Below are 17,910 nucleotides of genomic sequence, written 5' to 3'. Positions count from 1 at the left end.
GATCACGCTCAATCGCCCAGGTCGTAGACGGTGGTTCCGTTGACGGTCCGCGCCTCGTAGTTCCGCTCCACCCACTGGCTGATCCGGTCCGCCGTCCCGGTTGCGCTGTTGTCGGCCCCCGTGGTCATACCGCCCATGCCGCCGAGGATCGAGGCGTCGATGTAGTAGTGGATCCGACCCGCCTCGACCAGTTCCCGGAACCGCCCGAGAGTGGGGTAGGGATCCGTTCCGTTGAAGCCGCCGATCGCCATCACCGGTTGGCGGGTGGCGAGTTGGTACCCGGCGGCATTGCTGGAGCCGGTGGTCGCGGCCACCCAGCTGTAGGACTCCGCGTCCTCCAGCAGCAGCTCGCGCAGCTGATCGTCCGGCGTGCTGATGCCGAACGCGCCGCCACCGCCGCCACCGCCGCCCCCTGCGAAGCCACCGTTGCCGAACGGTGTGCCACCCCCGCGACCGGGATCGCCCCCGCCGCCACCGCCGCCCCCGTCGCCTCCGAAACCGTCGGAACCACCGAAACCGGCCGCCGGCAGTACTCCGGTGTGCGGTGTGGCCGCGGTGGCCACCGAGCAGACGGTGGGCAGCGTCAGGCACGCCACGAGCGCGGCGGCCACTGCCGACAGCGCCAACGCGCGGGAGGTTCGACTCACCACCAGCAGCAGGCAGGCGGCCGCCGTTCCGAGGAAGACCACGGCGGGGACGAGCCACTGGTGCCGCTCGGTGCTCTCCCGCAGCAGCAGCGCACCGACCGTCACCGTGATCAGCACGGTTCCCGCCAGCGTGAGCCGCGTTCTCGGGTCCTCGCGGTTGTGCCACAGCATGGTGCCGCCGATTCCGACGAGTGCCGCGACCGCGGGCGACAGCGCCACCGCGTAGTACGAGTGGATGATGCCGTTGGCATAGCTGAAGATGACCCCGGTCAGCACCAGCCAGCCACCCCACAGCAGCAGATTCACCCTGGTCGGGTCGGTGCGCGGTGCCCGTCGGGTCATCCAGAGCCCGGCTGCCAGCAGGATCAGCGCAGCGGGAAGCAGCCAGCCGATCTGATCGCCCATCTCGGCTCCCAGCAGCCGGTTCCAGCCCATGTCGGAATTGGTGTTGCCCAGCCCGCCGGCCTCCTCACCGGTCAGCCGCCCGAGTCCGTTGTAACCGACGGTCAGTTCCCACAGGCTGTCGTGCTGCGACCCTCCGATGTAGGGACGGTTCGAGCTCGGCCAGAATTCGACGAGCGCGATGTACCACCCCGCCGAGACCAGCACGCTCAGTCCAGCGACCGCCAGGTGCGAGAGCCGCTTCCACCACGCGATCGGTGCCGCCAGCAGGTACACGGCCGCGAACACGGGCAGCACCACGAACGCCTGCAGCATCTTGGTCAGGAAGCCGAACCCGATGGCGACTCCGGCGAGGGAGAGCCAGAGCGGGCTCGCCCGTTCGGTGGCGCGCACCACGCAGTAGGCCGCGGCCACCAGCAACAGCACCAGCAGCGCGTCGGGGTTGTTGAAGCGGAACATCAACACCGCCACCGGGGTGAGCAGCTGCACCGCACCGGCCAGCAGTCCCGCCGTCGGTCCCGCGCAACGGCGCACCGTGGCGTAGAGCAGCCCCACCGTCAGCACCCCGGCCAACGCCTGTGGCAGCAGGATGCTCCACGAACTCAGCCCGAATATCCGTGCGGAGAGCACCATCGGCCACAACGCGGCGGGCGGTTTGTCCACGGTGATCGCGTTGGCCGCGTCGCTGGAGCCGAACAGCCATGCCTGCCAGCTCTGGGTGCCCGCCTGCACCGCGGCCGAGTAGAACCCGTTGGCCCAGTCCGAGGAGCCCAGTCCCCACGCGTAGAGCAGTGCCGCCACCGCGAGCAGGAGCAGCAGTGCCGGGCGAACCCATGCCGGGTCGGACGAACGGCCGCGCAGTGCTCGCCACGGGTGTGAACGCCGGGTCGGTTCGTTCGGGGACGGGCTCGACTGACGCCCTGCCAGGAGTGTGTCCATCGTGATCGAGCCTGGCAGCGCGACCTTACGAGAGTCCGAGTGTTTCCTTGGTGTTCGCCGAGTATCGCCCTCCCGGATCCGATTCCCGGCGAATTCTTACCTCGCTCCCGGCGGGTGCCCAGTCGCGCACGGCAGGGTGAGACCCACGGTTCCGTGACCAGTCGTGAGTTGGGAGCAGAGCATGGCAGACAGTGCCGCGGCGGACGAGGAGTGGCGCGAAACCGCCGAGCCGGAACCGCCCCGTCGTGCGGAAGGCCCCGCGCGGTGGGGGCCACGGCGTACGCTCGCCGTGGTCGCGATCGCGCTCGCGGTCGGGGTCGCGGGCAGTCTGTCGGTCACCGCGATCACTTCCGGCTCCGCTACGGGGCGGATGGGCGGTCCCGGAGGTGGTGCCGCCTTCAGCGGGAGCAGCGGTGGTGGCTTCGGGGGAATGGGCCAACCGGGCAGTGCGGGGAACGGGGACACCGCGGAGTCCGGGGCCGTCCTGTCGGACGCGATGCACGGTGAGTTCACCGTGCGGACCGAGCAGGGGAGCTACCGCACGAAGCGGGTGCAGCGTGGCACGCTCACCGCCGTCGGCGACGCGGAGATCACGGTGCGAAGCGGTGATGACTACCGGCGTGACTACACCGTGAACTCCGAGACCGTCGTCGACAGCGGTCAGACCTCGCTCGACGAGCTGGAACAGGGGCGGTCCGTCACGGTCGTCGCGACGTTGTCGGAGGACGACGCGACGGCCACCACGATCAGTGGTCAGCGGTCCGGGAACGGTTCGGGGAACAGCACCGGAGACGGCGGTTTTCCCGGTCGGGGTGGGAACAGCGGCCAGGGTGGTGATTCCGGCGGTTCCGGAAACGCGCCCGGCGGTGGTCCGGGAAGCGGTTCCGAGGATTCCGGGGATGACTGAACACTGACCGTCTCGGGGACGCTTCGCACGAAGCGTGATTTCCGCCCATCCCGTTCTTCGGGGTGGGCGGATTTTTTCGTCGATCTTCCGGCGGAGCGGTGCACTCACTCGGTAGGGTGAGCAACCAACTGTCGTCGACGGGAGGTGAGTATGGGGTTGTTCGACTGGTTCACCGGTACCAAGCGGCCCGAGCAGGGGGTTAAACCGCGTTCGTCGCAGGAGGTCTACCAGGCGCTGATGTCGGTCAACCGGCCCGACGCCTCCTACGAAGTGCGTGACGGGCGCCCCGAGGGTGTCGATCTGGTGTGCGAGTGGCGGGTCATGAATCCGTACTGGTACGAGTACTTCAGGATATTCAGTGAGCGCGAGTTCTACAGCATCCTGCTGCGGTTCGATCCGGATCAGCGGGAGATCCGCTCCACGGATCACAAGTGGACGATCGACTGGGTCCGCGGTGTTCCACAGGTCGTGCACGGGGCCGAGTTCGAACGAGGACAGGCCAAGAGCGTCAAAGCCGTGTGGGCGCTGCGGAAAGGTGAGGACGGAAAGCGACGCTGGGAACGTCAGGCGACCTTTTCGACCTCGGAAATGAAGAATCCGCTCCGAAAAGCCGTCACCGATTGTGGTTGGACCTGGCGTGGAGTGAGTTTCGCGAAGTTGTGAAGCATAGTCGTCGAATTCCGAGAAACTCTCGCCGATGGGTCAGCTCGGTGACTGTCGGTTGTCCCGGGCGCGGTTGATGGCCTCACTCTGAACACCGAACGCGTTCATCCGCGTTCGCAACGTATCGGTTCCCGTTTTTTCGGGTTCGTTCGCAACCCTGGATTCCGCCACGCGTCTCACGGGGTGTGGCCGGAAACCGGGATGGACCGGTGTTCAGTCCGATGGCCGGTCGTGGTGTGCGGCCCCGTTGTCGCCGTTCCCGTGTCGACCAATACGCTCTCCGCTGTCACCGCACGATCGTGGGACGTTCTCGGCACCGGATCCGAATCGGTGGGGCGTCCGGGGTGACGGCACGGAACGCGCGGCGTTCTCCGTGGGATACAACGATCGAAGTCCGACCAGAAAGGCACGGCTCGTGCGTAGACTTGTGGTGCGCGCAGGCGCGTGGTCGTCGATGCTCGCGATGACGCTGTTGATCACCGGTGCTCCGGCGCAGGCGGCCACCGAAACAGTGCGAGCGCAGGCCACCCCGCTCGACGCGTTGAGCACTCCGGTGGGCCTCGGCGCCGTCGTGATCGGCGTGATCGGGATGATCGCGGGCACGTTGCGGCGCAAGAAGGTCCCGGTTCAGCCCGAGAACCAGCGCCGGAGCTGATCGGAGTTTCCGGTCGGGTTGCCGGGTCGCTCGCTCGGCGGGGCCTCCCGCCGGCTTCCGCTCCGGGGCCGCGACATCGGTTGGCGACCTACGCGACGTCGGGGAGTCCGCACGAGAGCGCGGATCGCCACCCTCGCCCGACCGCCGCGGACGCGGTTCTGCCAGAATCGGCCACGTGCACACCGAGAGTTCCGTTACCACCGAGTCCGGCTCCGTGACCACCGAATCCGGCGGGTCCACCGCGCGTCCCCGCGTGTTCTCCGGCATCCAGCCCACGGCCGGCTCCTTCCAGCTCGGTAACTACCTCGGAGCGCTGCGCAACTGGATAGCGTTGCAGGAAACCCACGACGCCTTCTACTGCGTGGTGGATCTGCACTCGATCACCATCGCCAAGGACCCCGAGGAACTGCGCGCCAACACCCGCAACGCGGCCGCCCAGCTGCTGGCGCTGGGGATCGATCCCGAACGCAGCACGCTGTTCGTGCAGAGCCACGTCGCGGAGCACACCCAGCTGGGCTGGGTGCTGGAGTGCCTCACCGGCTTCGGCGAGGCCTCCCGCATGACGCAGTTCAAGGACAAGTCCGCGCGGCAGGACGACGAGCACGTCAGCGTCGGGCTGTTCACCTACCCGGCGCTGATGGCCTCCGACATCCTGCTCTACGGCACCGACGTGGTGCCGGTCGGTGAGGACCAGCGCCAGCACCTGGAACTCAGCCGCACGCTCGCGCAGCGGTTCAACTCCCGGTTCGGCTCCACCTTCGTCGTCCCCGACGCCCACATCCCCGAGGACACGGCCCGCATCTTCGACCTGCAGGACCCGACCTCGAAGATGAGCAAGTCGATCCCCTCCGGCGTCGTGGAGTTCATGGAGGACCCCAAGCGCACCGCCAAGAAGGTGCGTTCGGCGGTGACCGACAACGAACGCGACATCCGTTACGACCCGGAGAACAAGCCCGGGGTGAGCAACCTGCTGGTGATCTACTCGGGGATGACCGGCAGGTCCGTCGCCGAGCTGGAGACGGCCTACGAGGGCAGCGGCTACGGCGACCTGAAGAAGGACCTCGGCGCGGTGCTCGTCGACTTCCTCACCCCCTTCCAGCAGCGGGTGGCCGAGTACCTGGACGATCCGGCCGAGCTCGACAAGGTTCTGCGGCGCGGTGCCGAGCGTGCTCGGGCGGTGGCCTCGCGGACCCTGCGGGACGCCTACGATCGCGTGGGTTTCCTACCTCCGGCGGGCTGAACTGATCCTTTCGGGGTAACCTGCTGCCACCGACGAGCGACACCGCGGAGGTAGGAGCAGGTGGTCGACCGTAGTCAACCGGCACGCACCGCCCGGGAGCAGCCGAGCCCCGGCAGGTTCGAGCTGCTGCGGGCGCGTTACCCCCGGTTGGATCGGCTGGTCCGGGCCGCGCAGCGGTATCAGAGCCACTACGGGGACTACTACGCGGCCGCGATCACCTACTTCAGCGTGCTGGCGCTCGTGCCGCTGCTGATGATCGTGTTCGCGGTGGCCGGTTTCGTGCTGACCAGCGATCCCGACCTGCTGCGACGCCTCCAGTCGGCCATCTCCGAAGCCGTGCCCAGCCCACAGCTGAGCCAGTTGATCAACGACATCGTCGACGAGGCGATCAAGCAGGCGGGCGCTGTCGGGATCATCGGTCTGCTGGCCGCGCTGTACTCGGGTCTGGGATGGATGACCAACCTGCGTGAGGCGCTCACCGCCCAGTGGGGGCAGGGGCCGACGGCTCTGTCCTTTCTCAAGCGGACCCTCGCCGATCTGCTCTCACTGATCGGGCTCGGGGTGGCTATGGCGGTCTCGTTCGGGATCAGCGCGCTGGGCGGCGGGGTGGGCAGGATGCTGTTCCGGCTGGCGGGCATCGAGAACAACGCCTGGGTGGGCCTCGTGCTGTGGTTGCTGGCCGTGCTGCTGTCGCTGGCGGCCAGCTGGCTCGTCTTCCTGTGGGTGCTCGCCCGGCTCCCCAGGCAACCCGTGACACTGCGCAGCGCGGTGTGGGGGGCGCTGTTCGCCGCTGTCGGGTTCGAGGTGCTCAAACAGGTCGGTGTGGTGTACCTGAACAGCCTCAGCGGCTCACCGGCGGCAGCCGCGTTCGGCCCCATCCTCGGGTTGCTGGTGTTCGCCTACCTGACTTCCCGGTTCCTGCTGTTCGTCACCGCCTGGACCGCCTCCGCCAGGGAGAACCAGCCCGTGGCGGCCGTGGAGCCGCCGCCACCTGCCGTGATCCGCCCGGTGGTGCCGCCCCGACGCGGCACGGGTGCGGCCGTGGGGGTGTTCGGGCTCGGGACCCTGCTCGGTTGGCTGCTGCGCGGGCGGCGCTGAGGGCGTGGCAAGCTGCGGGCGTGGCAACCGGCCGTCAGCCGCTGTCTTCCGAATCGTCCCGCCGGGTAGCGCTCTCGGCTTGCCTGCGGGCGCGCTGGAGCCGCAGTGCGGCCACGAGCAGCAGCATCGCCACCACCAGCAGTATCAGGAGACCGACCCCCGTGCGTGGGAACCGGTCGCTTTCGGGCTCCGACGTCCGCTGTGCCGCTTCGACCGCGGTGTCGGCGGTGGAGGTGGTGCTCGGTTCGGGTGCCCGTCGTGCTACGAGTTTGCCGACCACTCGGTCCCCGTTTAGGCGAAAGCCGTAGTCGAGCAGCGCGGCAGCCTGCTCGGACAGGTCCACCGGGCGGTGTTCGCCACGCAGCAGCACCGCGACCAGTTCGCGACCGTTCCGCTCCGCCGCGACGACCCTGGTGTGCCGGGCGTCGTTGGTGAAACCGGTCTTGCCGAAAACCGCCCCGGGATAGTCGCGCATCACGTCGCTGTCGCTGGCGATGCGCACCGGCGGTTGGCCGGACGGTGCGGGGAGCCGGGTGCGCCTGGTGCCCGCCGGGCGCGCGAATTCCGGGTCGTTCAGCGCGGCGCGCAGGATCAGTGCCATGTCGTAGGCCGAAGTGCTCATACCCGGACCGTCGAGCCCGGAGGTGGTGGCGGCTCTGGTGTCGCGGGCGCGCAGTCGTTCCGCGAGCTCGTTCATGCGCCGCACGGTTTCCCCGGTGCCGCCGATCTTTCGTGCCAGCGCGTGCGCGGCGTCGTTGCCCGACTGCAGGATCAGTCCCGTCAGCACTTGGCGCACCGTGTAGTCGACACCCGGCTCCAGCCCCACCGCGCTGCCCTCGACCGCCGCGTCGGACTCGGTGGCCGTGATCGTGTCGGAGAGCTCCAGCTCGCGTGCGGCGACGAGCCCTGTCAGAACCTTGATCACCGAGGCGGGACGGTATCTGCCGTGCGGGTTCTTGGCAGCCAGCACTTTCCCGCTGTCCAACTCCGCCACGATCCAGGTGGCCGAGCTCACCCGCTTCGGCGGTGCGGGGGCTTCCGGCGGGATCACGACGCCGCAGTGCCCCATTCCGGGCCCGCCGATCGGTTCCTCCGGGACCGGAAGCGGCTTCGGGGTGGGTTCTCCCGGCGCGGGTACCTCCGAGCTGTCCACAGGTGAGGGAGGCAGCGTGGCGTTCGGACAGCTCGACCGCGTCCGGTTCATCGTTGCCGCGCCCGTGGGCACGAACAGTCCCATCGACAGGATCGCCGCCAGCACTGCCGTGGCGAGTCGGACCGGTAGGCGAGTGGCTGCTGTGGACACGCGGACCACCCTAGGGCACTCGCACGGTGGTGCGAATCCGCCGAGTGTTCGAGGAGCTGGGATGTGTCGGAGGGGGAGGGGTGTGCCCGAGGACGTTGTGGTCGCGGGCACAGTAGATACTGGGAACGTGCGAATTACCCGTGGTATGGCGTTGTTCCTGCTGGCCTTCGGGGTCTGGTCCTGGTTGCTGTGGCCCACCTTCCTCCGGAACATCCTCGGTGACGAGCAGTCTTGGTCGGACGGGGCGCCGACGGCGTTCCTGTGGGTGCACGTGGTGATCGCGGTGGTCTCGCTCGTGCTGGGAACCGTGATCGGTGTGTTCGGTTTGCGCGCCTACCTCGCGAGCAGGAGAGGTTGACTCCTCGGGGCGGGTCCCCCGGGAACCGGGGGCGAACGGGACCGGTGAGGGGTGCGCGCGAGCGCGCTCGGCCGCTCGGCGGCGGTGCGGTTCGTGATGTATGTCCGTCTTCGTGAGCCGGAGGAGACGTCGGCCACGAATCCGGCTATCGTGATCGCGCGGGGTCACGAACGCCACCGGGCCGGTGGCTCCGTGTTTCCGTGCGCCGAGGCAGCGGCGATCGTCCGCTGTCCAGGGGCCCGGGAGTGTGCGCCGTCGTGTTCCCACTCGCCGCGGCACACACGTTCCACGACCCCGTACAACGAGGTACGGGGTCTCCCGGCCGTGAGAGACCGTACGGACCACCACCCCCGTGCGTCACGTTCCGGCGAGCCGTCGATCCCGCGCGGGATCGACCGCCCACCGGAACGCGGCATCACGGAGAGTCCGGTCAGCGCCTCGGAATCAGCGCCTGCGGAACATCAGTGCCCGCTTGACCTCCTGGATCGCCTTGGTCACCTGGATACCACGCGGGCAGGCGTCGGTGCAGTTGAACGTGGTGCGGCAGCGCCACACCCCGTCGATGTCGTTGAGGATGTCCAACCGCTCCTCGGCGGCCTCGTCCCTGCTGTCGAAGATGAACCGGTGCGCGTTGACGATCGCCGCCGGCCCGAAGTAGGAGCCCTCCGACCAGTAGACCGGGCACGAGGTGGTGCAGGCCGCGCAGAGGATGCACTTGGTCGTGTCGTCGAACCGCTCCCGCTCGGCGACCGACTGGATCCGCTCCCGCGTCGGGTCGTTCCCGGTGGCGACGAGGTAAGGCTTGATCGCCTTGTACGCCTCGAAGAAGGGCTCCATGTTGACCAGCAGGTCCTTCTCGACCGGAAGGCCCTTGATCGGCTCCACCGTGATGGTGGTCTCGCCCTTCTTGGCGAACATGTCCTTCATCAGGACCTTGCACGCCAGCCGGTTGACACCGTTGATCCGCATGGCGTCCGAACCGCACACGCCGTGCGCGCAGGAACGCCGGAAGGTCAGCGTGCCGTCGATGTACCACTTGATGTAGTGCAGCAGGTTGAGCACGCGGTCGCTGGGCAGCGCCGGAATGCGGTACGACTCCCAGTGCAGGTCGTCGTCGACCTCCGGGTTGTAGCGCTCGATCTTGACCGTGACCATCGTCGCGCCCTCCGGGATCGGGGGAGCGTCCGAGGGCAGGTCGACGGCGGCCGTGTCGCTGTTCGCGTCGGTGGTGGGGGCGGTCATCAGTACTTACGCTCCATCGGCTGGTACCGGGTTACGGTGACGGGCTTGTAGTCCAAGCGGATGTCCGAGAGGAAACCGGTCAGGCCCAGCGGCGCGTTCGGATCCTGTTCATCGGGCAGCTGCTTGTACTGCATGCTGTGCCGCATGAAGTTGGTGTCGTCGCGGGTCGTGTAGTCCTCGCGTGCGTGTCCGCCACGTGATTCCTTGCGTGCCAACGCGGAGTTGACGAGTGCCTCGGCGAGGTCGAGCAGGAAGCCCAGCTCGACCGCTTCCAGCAGGTCGTGGTTGTAGCGCTTGCCCTTGTCGTGCACGGCCACGCGGCCGTAGCGCTCCTTGAGCAGCTGTACGTCCGACAACGCCTGCTTGAGGGTCTCCTCGGTGCGGTAGACCGAGGCGTTGGCGTCCATCGTCTCCTGCAGCGCGGTGCGGATGTTGGCTACCCGCTCGCCGCCCTCCGCGGTGCGGAGGTGATCGACCATTCCCTCGACCAGCTGAGCCGGATTCTCCGGCAGTTCGGGGAACTCGTGCCGCTGGGCGTACTCCGCGGCCGCGATACCGGCACGACGCCCGAAGACGTTGATGTCCAGCAGCGAGTTGGTGCCGAGCCGGTTGGAGCCGTGCACCGAGACGCAGGCGACCTCGCCCGCCGCGTACAAGCCGGGAACCACGTTGTCGTTGTCGCCGAGCACCTCGGCGTCGATGTTGGTGGGAACGCCGCCCATCGCGTAGTGCGCGGTGGGGTAGACCGGGACCGGCTCGTGCAACGGCTCCACGCCCAGGTAGGTGCGGGAGAACTCCGTGATGTCCGGCAGCTTGCTCTCCAGCACGTCCTCACCGAGGTGTGTGACGTCCAGCAGCACGTGGTCCTTGTTCGGTCCGGCGCCGCGGCCCTCCAGCACCTCCATCGCCATGGACCGTGCCACGATGTCGCGCGGTGCGAGGTCCTTGATGGTGGGGGCGTAGCGCTCCATGAAGCGCTCGCCGTCGACGTTGCGCAGGATTCCGCCTTCGCCGCGCACCGCCTCCGAGATGAGGATGCCCAGTCCGGCCAGACCGGTCGGGTGGAACTGGTAGAACTCCATGTCCTCCAGCGGCAGTCCCTTGCGGTAGACGATGCCCATGCCGTCGCCGGTGAGGGTGTGCGCGTTCGAGGTCGTCTTGAAGATCTTGCCGAAACCGCCGGTCGCGAAGATCACCGACTTGGCCTGGAAGACGTGGATCTCGCCGGTGGCGAGTTCGTACGCCACGGCCCCGGTGCAGCGCTGCTGCCCGTCCTCGTCGGTGGTCATGTTGACGTCGAGCACGTAGAACTCGTTGAAGAACTCCACGCCGTGCTTGATGCACGTCTGGTAGAGCGTCTGCAGGATCATGTGGCCGGTGCGGTCGGCCGCGTAGCAGGAGCGCCGCACGGGCGCCTTGCCGTGATCCCTGGTGTGCCCGCCGAAGCGCCGCTGGTCGATGCGGCCCTCCGGGGTGCGGTTGAACGGCAGCCCCATCTTCTCCAGGTCGAGCACCGCGTCGATGGCCTCCTTGGCCATCACCTCGGCCGCGTCCTGGTCGACCAGGTAGTCACCGCCCTTGATGGTGTCGAAGGTGTGCCACTCCCAGTTGTCCTCCTCGACGTTGGCGAGTGCGGCACACATCCCGCCCTGCGCCGCACCGGTGTGCGAGCGGGTCGGGTAGAGCTTGGTGAGTACGGCGGTGCGGGCGCGCTGGCCGGACTCGATGGCGGCGCGCATTCCCGCGCCGCCCGCGCCGACGACGACCACGTCGTACTTGTGGAATTGCATGGTGGTCTCCTTGGCTCGTCGCCTGCTGGGCCGCGCGTCAGCTGATGTTCGGATCGAAGGTGAACAGCACGTACGTTCCCAGTACCACGGTCAGCACGATCGAGCAGTACAGCAGCATCTTCAGCCAGAAGCGGGTACGGTCGGAACGTGAATAGTCGTTGATGACGGTTCGCAGCCCGTTGCCGCCGTGCAGACCCGCCAGCCACAGCATCGTCAGGTCCCAGAGCTGCCAGAACGGTGATGCCCAGCGGCCCGCCACGAAGGCGAAGTTGATCCGGTGCACCCCGCCGTCCAGGAAGAGCATGATCAGCAAGTGCCCGAGGACGAGGAACAGCAGCACGACTCCGGACAGCCGCATGAATACCCAGCTGTAGAGCTCGAAGTTGCTGCGCCTGGCCGCTGGACGCCCGGGGGAACGCGGCTTGTCGACTGACAGTGGTGCTTCGGTAGTGGTCATGGTCGTACTAACCCCCGAACAGTTCCGTGGCGGCGCGGGTGATCATGCTGATGCCGGCCGGGATGATCAACACCAGCCACAGCACCAGGACTGTCCACAGCATCGGTCGCTGCAGCCCCGGTCCCCTGGACCAGAAGTCGACGAGCATCACGCGGATTCCGTTGAACGCGTGGAACAGCACCGCCGCGAGCAGCCCGAGCTCGAACACGATCATCAGTGGATGCTTGTAAGTCTCGATCACCGTGTCGTACGCGTTGGGTGAGACCCGCACCAACGCGGTGTCCAGGACGTGTACGAACAGGAAGAAGAAGGTGAGCACGCCCGTGATGCGGTGGGCGACCCACGACCACATGCCCAGGTCGCCGCGATAGAGGGTGCCCTTGGCACGAGGTGCTTCCCCGCGAGGGCGTCCCTCCGCCGCGGTGGCGGTTGTGCTGGCCATGACGGAAGGCCTCCAACGTCGCTGGTGGACTCTGGGCCCGTTCCGGATGCTGCGCGGAGAACGGCCCGTAACCGCAGCACCCTGCGCCCGCGCCGATTACCCGAACGGACCCTTGACCCATCGGATGCTAGACCCGCGCCCGCCGGCTGTCCTACTCGCATGTGCCCGCTGTGATCGAGCAGACAACTACCGGGGGTGGGTTGATCGATGTAGATCCCGTTCTGCCCCGAGTAGACGCCTCGCTGTGGCGTGGGTGTCAACCGGCTGGTCCGAGATTAGCGTCACCCTTATCGTATTAACGCACGTGTCGAGCGGTGTGCGCAGGTCCGCCATTGTTCGTCATTGACATATTTCACTTTTTGGGCAGTGGGCGGTGCGATTGGGACACGAACGAAGGGTGATTACGTTGAGTAGTTCCCGAACGAGTGAGTACGGGTGGTGATCGGGGAACTTGGTCGAACCCAACTCCGTCGACTGGCCCGCCCTGCGGGCAGCCGCCACCTTCGCCGCCGAGCACGCCTACTGCCCCTACTCCGGGCTCGCCGTGGGGGCGGCGGCGAACTGTACCGACGGGCGTGTGGTGGTGGGGTGCAACGTCGAGAACGCCTCCTACGGTGTGACGTTGTGCGCCGAGTGCACGTTGGTGGGCGAGCTCCGGATGAGCGGGGGTGGTGGTCTGGTCGCCGTTTCGGTTCGGGACGGGCAGGGCAACCCGCTCATGCCCTGCGGTCGGTGCAGGCAACTGCTCAACGAGATGGGCGGGCCGGAGTGCCTGGTCGACACCCAGGAGGGCATCCTGCCGATACGGCAGCTACTGCCGCATCCCTTCGCGCCGCCGCCCTGAACCGGCCGGTAACCTCCCTGAATCGGCCGGCAGCCTCTTCGCCCATCGCACCAACGCCCGAACCGGAGCGTGTCATGCCGCACAGTGTCGTGGAGATCATCGGCGCCAAACGGGACGGGGGCAGGCTCTCGGCGGCGCAGATCGACTGGGTGATCGACGCCTACACCCGGGGTGAGGTCGCCGAGGAACAGATGTCGGCGCTGGCGATGGCGATCCTGTTGCGGGGGATGGACGACGCCGAGACCGTCCGCTGGACGGCGGCGATGGCCTCCTCCGGTGAGATGCTGGATCTCGGCGCTCTGGACCGTCCCACGGTGGACAAGCACTCCACCGGCGGTGTGGGGGACAAGATCACCCTCGCGCTGACACCACTGGTGGCGGCCTGCGGGGCCGCCGTGCCGCAGCTGTCCGGCCGCGGCCTCGGGCACACCGGAGGGACGCTCGACAAGCTGGAGTCGATCCCCGGTTGGCGCGCTCGGCTCAGCACCGCCGAGCTGTACCGCAACCTCGACGATGTGGGAGCGGTGATCTGCGCCGCCACGGAACGGATCGCCCCCGCCGACAGCAGGATGTACGCCCTCCGGGACGTGACCGGCACGGTCGAGTCGGTGCCGCTGATCGCCGGTTCCATCCTGAGCAAGAAGCTCGCGGAGGGCACCGCCTCGCTGGTGCTGGACGTCAAGTGCGGTTCGGGCGCCCTGCTGACCGAACCGGAGCAGTTGAGACGTCTCGCCAGGACGCTGGTCGCCACCGGCAACGACAACGGGGTGCGCACCAGCGCGCTGTTGACCTCGATGTCGGCGCCGTTGGGCGTGGCGGTGGGAAACGCTCTGGAGGTCACCGAGGCGGTGAGCGTGCTGCGGGGAGAGGGCCCTTCCGACGTCACCGAACTCACGCTCGCGCTGGCCCGCGAGATGCTGGCGAGCAGTGGGTTGTCCGATGTGGATCCGGCCGGGGTGCTGGCATCCGGGGCGGCGTACGAGAAGTGGCGTGCTCTCGTCACCGCGCAGGGCGGTGATCCCGACGCGGACCTCCCCGCCGCCGCGCACGTACACACGTTGCACGCGCCGCGGAGCGGAAACCTCGCCACGCTGGACGCCCGTGCGGTCGGTGCCGCCGCGTGGTTGTTGGGTGCCGGACGGGCACGCAAGGAGGACGAGGTGCGGCACGCCGCGGGCGTACGTTGCCTGGCCAAACCCGGGGACCGGGTGTCCGGGGGCGAGCCGTTGTTCGAACTGCACACCGACGATCCGGGCACGGTCGAGGACGCGTCACGTCGACTGCACGAGGCCTACGAGATCACCCACGGTGAGGTCCGGACCGAGCCGGTGGTGCTGGAGCGCGTGACCGGTTCCGACGTGGCGGTGTGACACCCGCGGGGCCGCTTCGGCCCCGCGGGGCGCCACACCGTGTGGTCCCCGTCGATCCCCGTTCACTGTGCCGACGTCGCCGGAGCGGCGCCCCTAGGGCATGTCACGGACCTGCCCGGTGCGTGCTCCGGTGGAAGTCGGCACTCGCGTGCGATCAGGCGCTGTCGGCCGTGTAGTCGTCGTCCGGCTCGTCCGAACCGCTCGCCTTGTCCGAGTCGCGCTTGGCGCTCTTGGAGCGACTGCGACGCTGCTGTTGCTGCCGGGGCAGTGTCGTCGGTGGCGAGACCGCGTTGTTGTTCGAGGGGGCACCGCCGCCGAGGATCAGTTCGGCGAAGGTGGCCATGGCCTCGTCCAGCTGGCCGGCGTGCTTGCGCTCGCTCTCCTCGTTGGCGTTGCGCACCAGCGAGTCCAGCGATTCCGAGTCCGGACGCTCGGAGAGGGTGCCCCGCAACTGCGAGAGGTCCTCGCCGAGGGTGCTGCCTACGTCGCCGATCCGTTCGGTGACACCGCTCTCGACGGAGTCGAGGCGAGTGTTGACGTTCTCCTCGACCGAGTCGATCCGGCCGGACACCTGGTCCAGTCGGCTCGCCAGCGATTCCAGTCGGTCGGCGAGCTGTTGCAGGCGCTCGGTCGGGTCGACCGCCGGACGCTCCGCGAGCGCGTCGAGCTTGCCGTTGACCTTCTCGGCGTTCTCGGACAGGGTCTCGCCGATCCCGTTGCGGACTTCCTGGGCCGCGTCGCTCACCGAGCGCTGCAGCGATTCCCTGGTGCCGTCGAGGTGTTCGTGGACACCCTCGTCGATCTCGGCGAACCGACCTCGCAGGCTGGTCTCCATCTGGTCGAGACGCTCCCTGAGCGGTTCCTGGACCGAGCCGGGAACCTCCTGCAGGCGGGTGTCCTGCTGGTCCAGGTGCTGCCCCAGCTCTTCGAGTCGATTGTGGACGTGGGAGAGCCTGTCCTCCAGACCGTCCATGCGGCCCGTGACGCCGTCGAAACGTCCCGCCATGCCGTCCAACCTGCCGTCCAGTTGCGCGAACGGCTTGGCCAGCTTGTCGGCGAGACCTTCGACCTGGCTGTTCAGGCCGGAGATCGCGTTCTCCTGGGCTTCCAGTTTGGACAGTGCCTCGTCGAGTCGTTCGGCGAGCACGCTGACTTCGGTGCGATCCGGCAGCTCGGACAGCCGTTTGCGTACGGAGCCGAGGGACTCCAGCGGCGACATCCGGGCGTTGATCTCGTCGAGAGCGTCGAAGATCTGCTGCTGTTCGCTTTCGCGGATCTCCGCTGCCCGCGTCAGCATGTTCCGCATACGGTCGAACGACACCGTGTCTTGGCTGTTCTCGTTCACGGCAAAGGTCGTCCTTCGTCGAGGGGGAGGGAGAGGACTATTGGAGCGTAGCGAGTAGGGGGTCAGTTGGGCATACGCCCCCCGGCATTTTCCACGAATACGGTGGCGATTGTTCCCTCGAACGGAGTAATTGCGCCAGTTCCGCGGCTTTCCGCCAGGGTGAGCGTGAGTCCGATTCGCGCTGTACGATCCCCTGTCCCGACATCTCCGACGAGCTGTGATCGCGCAGCGTGATCAATTCTTGCACGAAAGTGGCCGCGGGCTCAACAGTGGAGCGGACAGGCGGTGCCGACGAGCTGATGGTGAACCGGGTCGCCGCCCCGAAAGTATGGCGCGGAGTCATTCGGGTGGTTGGAGTCGCTCGCCGAGCGAGGCGTGGTCCCGCCACCTTCCGGCGACGGGACGAGCGCATCGATTCTCGTGCCGCCGCGGGTTCGTCCACGGTGCGCTTCAACGAGCGAGGAACGCGGTGGCACGGGTGTCCACTCATCACCGGGTTCTCGGAGCGAGAACCGTTGGGAGACCTCGACAACCGCGCCACGGGCGAACGGATCGGAGGACGCCGATCAGTGCACCCGCAGTCTCGCCTCGAAGCTCTCCACCAGTTCGCGCCACGCGGCCACCTCCTGGTCGAACGGCGGGGTGGGGGGCAGCCGGTTCGGGTCGGGGCGCAGCACGTAGGACAGCATCCAGCCCAGGCGTTCCGAGGAGCCCAGCGCGTTCTCCACGCTCTCGTCCCCGGCCCAGGAAGCAGCGTCGGTCAGCAGCTCCTCGGCCAGGTCGAGCTGGTTCGGGTCTATCTCGGACGGTCCCTCGGCCAGGTCGTCGTCCAGTCCGCTCAACACGTAGGTGTTGTCCGGCTCGACGTCGATCTCCAGCTCGCCCGCGGTGGCCGCGTTCTTGACCGTCTGCCACGTCGCGACCCGCGCCAGATCGGTGTTGTCCACTTTGTCCTCGGCCAGGTAGCGCGCCAGCGCCCTCGGTGAGGTGCAGACGTCGATGCTGCCGTCCGAGCCGAGAAAGACCGGGTCCTCACCCAGGAAGCAGCGTAGTGAGTAGTACTCGCGGCCACCGGTGACGATCTTGATCGGATCGATACCGATCTCGCGCCAGAAGCCCTGTTCCCGCTCGTCGTCCTCGGTGTCCCCGCTGTCCTCGGTCTCCCCGGACTCCTCGTGCTCGGATGCCGCGGCCGAGTCCGATTCGGCGTCCTCGTCCTCCCCCGGTAGTTCCTCGGCCAGCTCGTTCTCGGCCTCGGAAACGGCGGTGGCATCCACTTCGGGACTCGCCACCACACCGTCGATCGCGTCCAGTAGCTCGTCCCACCGCTCGGCCACCACGCGGCAGATCCGGTTCCAGCGCCGTTGGCCCTCCTTGCCGCTGAACGGCAGGGTGCCCTCACCGAGCAGATCGAAGCCCTCGGCGTCCTGCAGCACCTCGGTGACCGTGTCGAGTTCGCAGACCTCGGCCAGCGAACGCGCCATCTCCACGATCTCGGAGAGCTCGTTGATGGTCCAGGTGTCCGGGGGCTCGGCGATGAGTTCCGGAACACCGACCAGGTCGTACTGATGGTCCTCGTCCGGGCTGAGGTCGACAGCCGAGAGGGCGGGTACCACGTGCCAGGCCGGGTGGTCATCCAGGTCGTTGGCCGCGCCGGATCGCACGAAGGCGGCCAGGTGTGCCGGGTCGGCAAACGCGTACAGATTCTCTTCGTGGCCGAGGAAGGCCTCCCACTCCTCGCCTTCCTCGCGCCATCGGGGAGCCCAGAGGGTGACCAGATCGCCCTGCGGCAGCCCGAGCTCGATCGGGACGATGTCCTGCGCCATCTTGCTACCTCCGGTCGCCGAAGCGGACGCTGCCGAAGCCTACTGGACGGGGATTCGATTGCCGATACGGTGTCGTACCGTGTGTAGCCGACTCGCACCGGAGCCCCTGCTCAATGACTCGCCCTCGTGGTGCCCGAACGCTCGGCGCACCGAGCGTCCGAGCCGGGACGCATCGAAGCAAGGAACCCCAAGCTACCTCATCGAGGTTTTCCGGTCGGGTTGTCGGGGTGCTCGCTCGGCGGAACCTCCAGCCGGCTCTCGCTCCGGCCGCGGAGGTCTCGGGTAGTTACCTCCCGCTCTCCTCCGCGCGGTGGAACCGCGGAACCGCTCGGCCCAACACTCCTTCCCGCATCGGGCGGTCGGTTCAACCGTGATCGAACAC

16 protein-coding genes are annotated in these 17,910 nt (G+C 67.9%); 8 read left to right on the top strand and 8 right to left on the bottom strand.

Annotated features, from left to right (window positions below):
• Window positions 1–8 precede the first annotated feature (8 nt).
• Window positions 9–1,988, bottom strand: coding sequence for an ArnT family glycosyltransferase (locus J2S53_RS11920; protein ID WP_456241025.1), 1,980 nt, complete (start codon window positions 1,986–1,988; stop codon window positions 9–11).
• Between the two features lie 181 nt (window positions 1,989–2,169).
• Between J2S53_RS11920 and J2S53_RS11915 the strand changes: the two genes are divergently transcribed.
• The 5 genes from J2S53_RS11915 to yhjD all read left to right on the top strand — a co-directional run bounded on the left by J2S53_RS11915 (window position 2,170) and on the right by yhjD (window position 6,551).
• On the top strand, window positions 2,170–2,895 hold the full coding sequence (locus J2S53_RS11915; RefSeq protein ID WP_456241024.1) for a hypothetical protein: 726 nt from the start codon (window positions 2,170–2,172) through the stop codon (window positions 2,893–2,895).
• A gap of 150 nt (window positions 2,896–3,045) precedes the next feature.
• A complete protein-coding gene (locus J2S53_RS11910; RefSeq protein WP_456241023.1) occupies window positions 3,046–3,558 on the top strand; it encodes a hypothetical protein in 513 nt (170 codons plus the stop codon).
• Between the two features lie 415 nt (window positions 3,559–3,973).
• Entirely contained in the window at window positions 3,974–4,213 is a 240-nt protein-coding gene (locus J2S53_RS11905; RefSeq protein ID WP_456241022.1) for a hypothetical protein, read from the top strand.
• A 214-nt stretch (window positions 4,214–4,427) separates the two neighbouring features.
• Window positions 4,428–5,453: a tryptophan--tRNA ligase gene (gene trpS / locus J2S53_RS11900; RefSeq protein WP_456242776.1), complete on the top strand. Its 1,026-nt coding sequence runs from the start codon at window positions 4,428–4,430 to the stop codon at window positions 5,451–5,453.
• 60 nt (window positions 5,454–5,513) lie between these two features.
• Entirely contained in the window at window positions 5,514–6,551 is a 1,038-nt protein-coding gene (yhjD, locus tag J2S53_RS11895; RefSeq protein ID WP_456241021.1) for an inner membrane protein YhjD, read from the top strand.
• A gap of 34 nt (window positions 6,552–6,585) precedes the next feature.
• On the opposite strand, the gene J2S53_RS11890 is transcribed toward yhjD, so the two are convergent.
• Window positions 6,586–7,854, bottom strand: a complete 1,269-nt coding sequence (locus J2S53_RS11890; protein WP_456241020.1) for a D-alanyl-D-alanine carboxypeptidase family protein — start codon at window positions 7,852–7,854, stop codon at window positions 6,586–6,588.
• Between the two features lie 127 nt (window positions 7,855–7,981).
• On the opposite strand from J2S53_RS11890, the gene J2S53_RS11885 reads away from it, so the two are divergent.
• Window positions 7,982–8,212 (top strand): SCO4848 family membrane protein, encoded by a 231-nt coding sequence (locus tag J2S53_RS11885; RefSeq protein WP_456241019.1) that lies wholly within the window; start codon window positions 7,982–7,984, stop codon window positions 8,210–8,212.
• A gap of 444 nt (window positions 8,213–8,656) precedes the next feature.
• Here the strand turns inward: J2S53_RS11885 and J2S53_RS11880 are convergent, their stop codons facing one another.
• From J2S53_RS11880 to sdhC, 4 genes are read right to left on the bottom strand one after another with little or no spacing between them, the layout of a single operon-like run.
• Window positions 8,657–9,454: a succinate dehydrogenase iron-sulfur subunit gene (locus tag J2S53_RS11880; protein ID WP_092922773.1), complete on the bottom strand. Its 798-nt coding sequence runs from the start codon at window positions 9,452–9,454 to the stop codon at window positions 8,657–8,659.
• Window positions 9,454–11,244 (bottom strand): succinate dehydrogenase flavoprotein subunit, encoded by a 1,791-nt coding sequence (sdhA, locus tag J2S53_RS11875; RefSeq protein ID WP_456241018.1) that lies wholly within the window; start codon window positions 11,242–11,244, stop codon window positions 9,454–9,456. Before sdhA ends, J2S53_RS11880 begins: the two co-directional genes overlap by 1 nt.
• Window positions 11,245–11,281: 37 nt before the next feature.
• Entirely contained in the window at window positions 11,282–11,701 is a 420-nt protein-coding gene (locus tag J2S53_RS11870) for a succinate dehydrogenase hydrophobic membrane anchor subunit (RefSeq protein WP_092979531.1), read from the bottom strand.
• Window positions 11,702–11,708: 7 nt separating this feature from the next.
• Window positions 11,709–12,143 carry a succinate dehydrogenase, cytochrome b556 subunit gene (gene sdhC, locus J2S53_RS11865; RefSeq protein ID WP_092979532.1) on the bottom strand — a complete coding sequence of 145 codons (435 nt, stop codon included), beginning with the start codon at window positions 12,141–12,143 and terminating at the stop codon, window positions 11,709–11,711.
• A gap of 451 nt (window positions 12,144–12,594) precedes the next feature.
• Here sdhC and J2S53_RS11860 point away from each other — a divergent pair, with 451 nt between their 5' ends.
• Both J2S53_RS11860 and J2S53_RS11855 read left to right on the top strand, forming a co-directional pair.
• Complete coding sequence (locus J2S53_RS11860; protein WP_092979533.1) at window positions 12,595–12,987, top strand: cytidine deaminase; 393 nt, start codon at window positions 12,595–12,597, stop codon at window positions 12,985–12,987.
• A 74-nt stretch (window positions 12,988–13,061) separates the two neighbouring features.
• Window positions 13,062–14,357: a thymidine phosphorylase gene (locus tag J2S53_RS11855; protein ID WP_456241017.1), complete on the top strand. Its 1,296-nt coding sequence runs from the start codon at window positions 13,062–13,064 to the stop codon at window positions 14,355–14,357.
• A 154-nt stretch (window positions 14,358–14,511) separates the two neighbouring features.
• Here the strand turns inward: J2S53_RS11855 and J2S53_RS11850 are convergent, their stop codons facing one another.
• Both J2S53_RS11850 and J2S53_RS11845 read right to left on the bottom strand, forming a co-directional pair.
• Entirely contained in the window at window positions 14,512–15,702 is a 1,191-nt protein-coding gene (locus J2S53_RS11850; protein WP_456241016.1) for a hypothetical protein, read from the bottom strand.
• A 566-nt stretch (window positions 15,703–16,268) separates the two neighbouring features.
• A complete protein-coding gene (locus J2S53_RS11845) occupies window positions 16,269–17,528 on the bottom strand; it encodes a primosomal protein (RefSeq protein ID WP_456241015.1) in 1,260 nt (419 codons plus the stop codon).
• Window positions 17,529–17,910: the final 382 nt, after the last annotated feature.

This window comes from Actinopolyspora lacussalsi (genome assembly GCA_030803735.1).
GTDB classification, from domain to species: domain Bacteria; phylum Actinomycetota; class Actinomycetes; order Mycobacteriales; family Pseudonocardiaceae; genus Actinopolyspora; species Actinopolyspora lacussalsi.
Note: the sequence above shows the minus strand (reverse complement) of the source record. Positions and strands in the feature narration are given on the sequence as shown.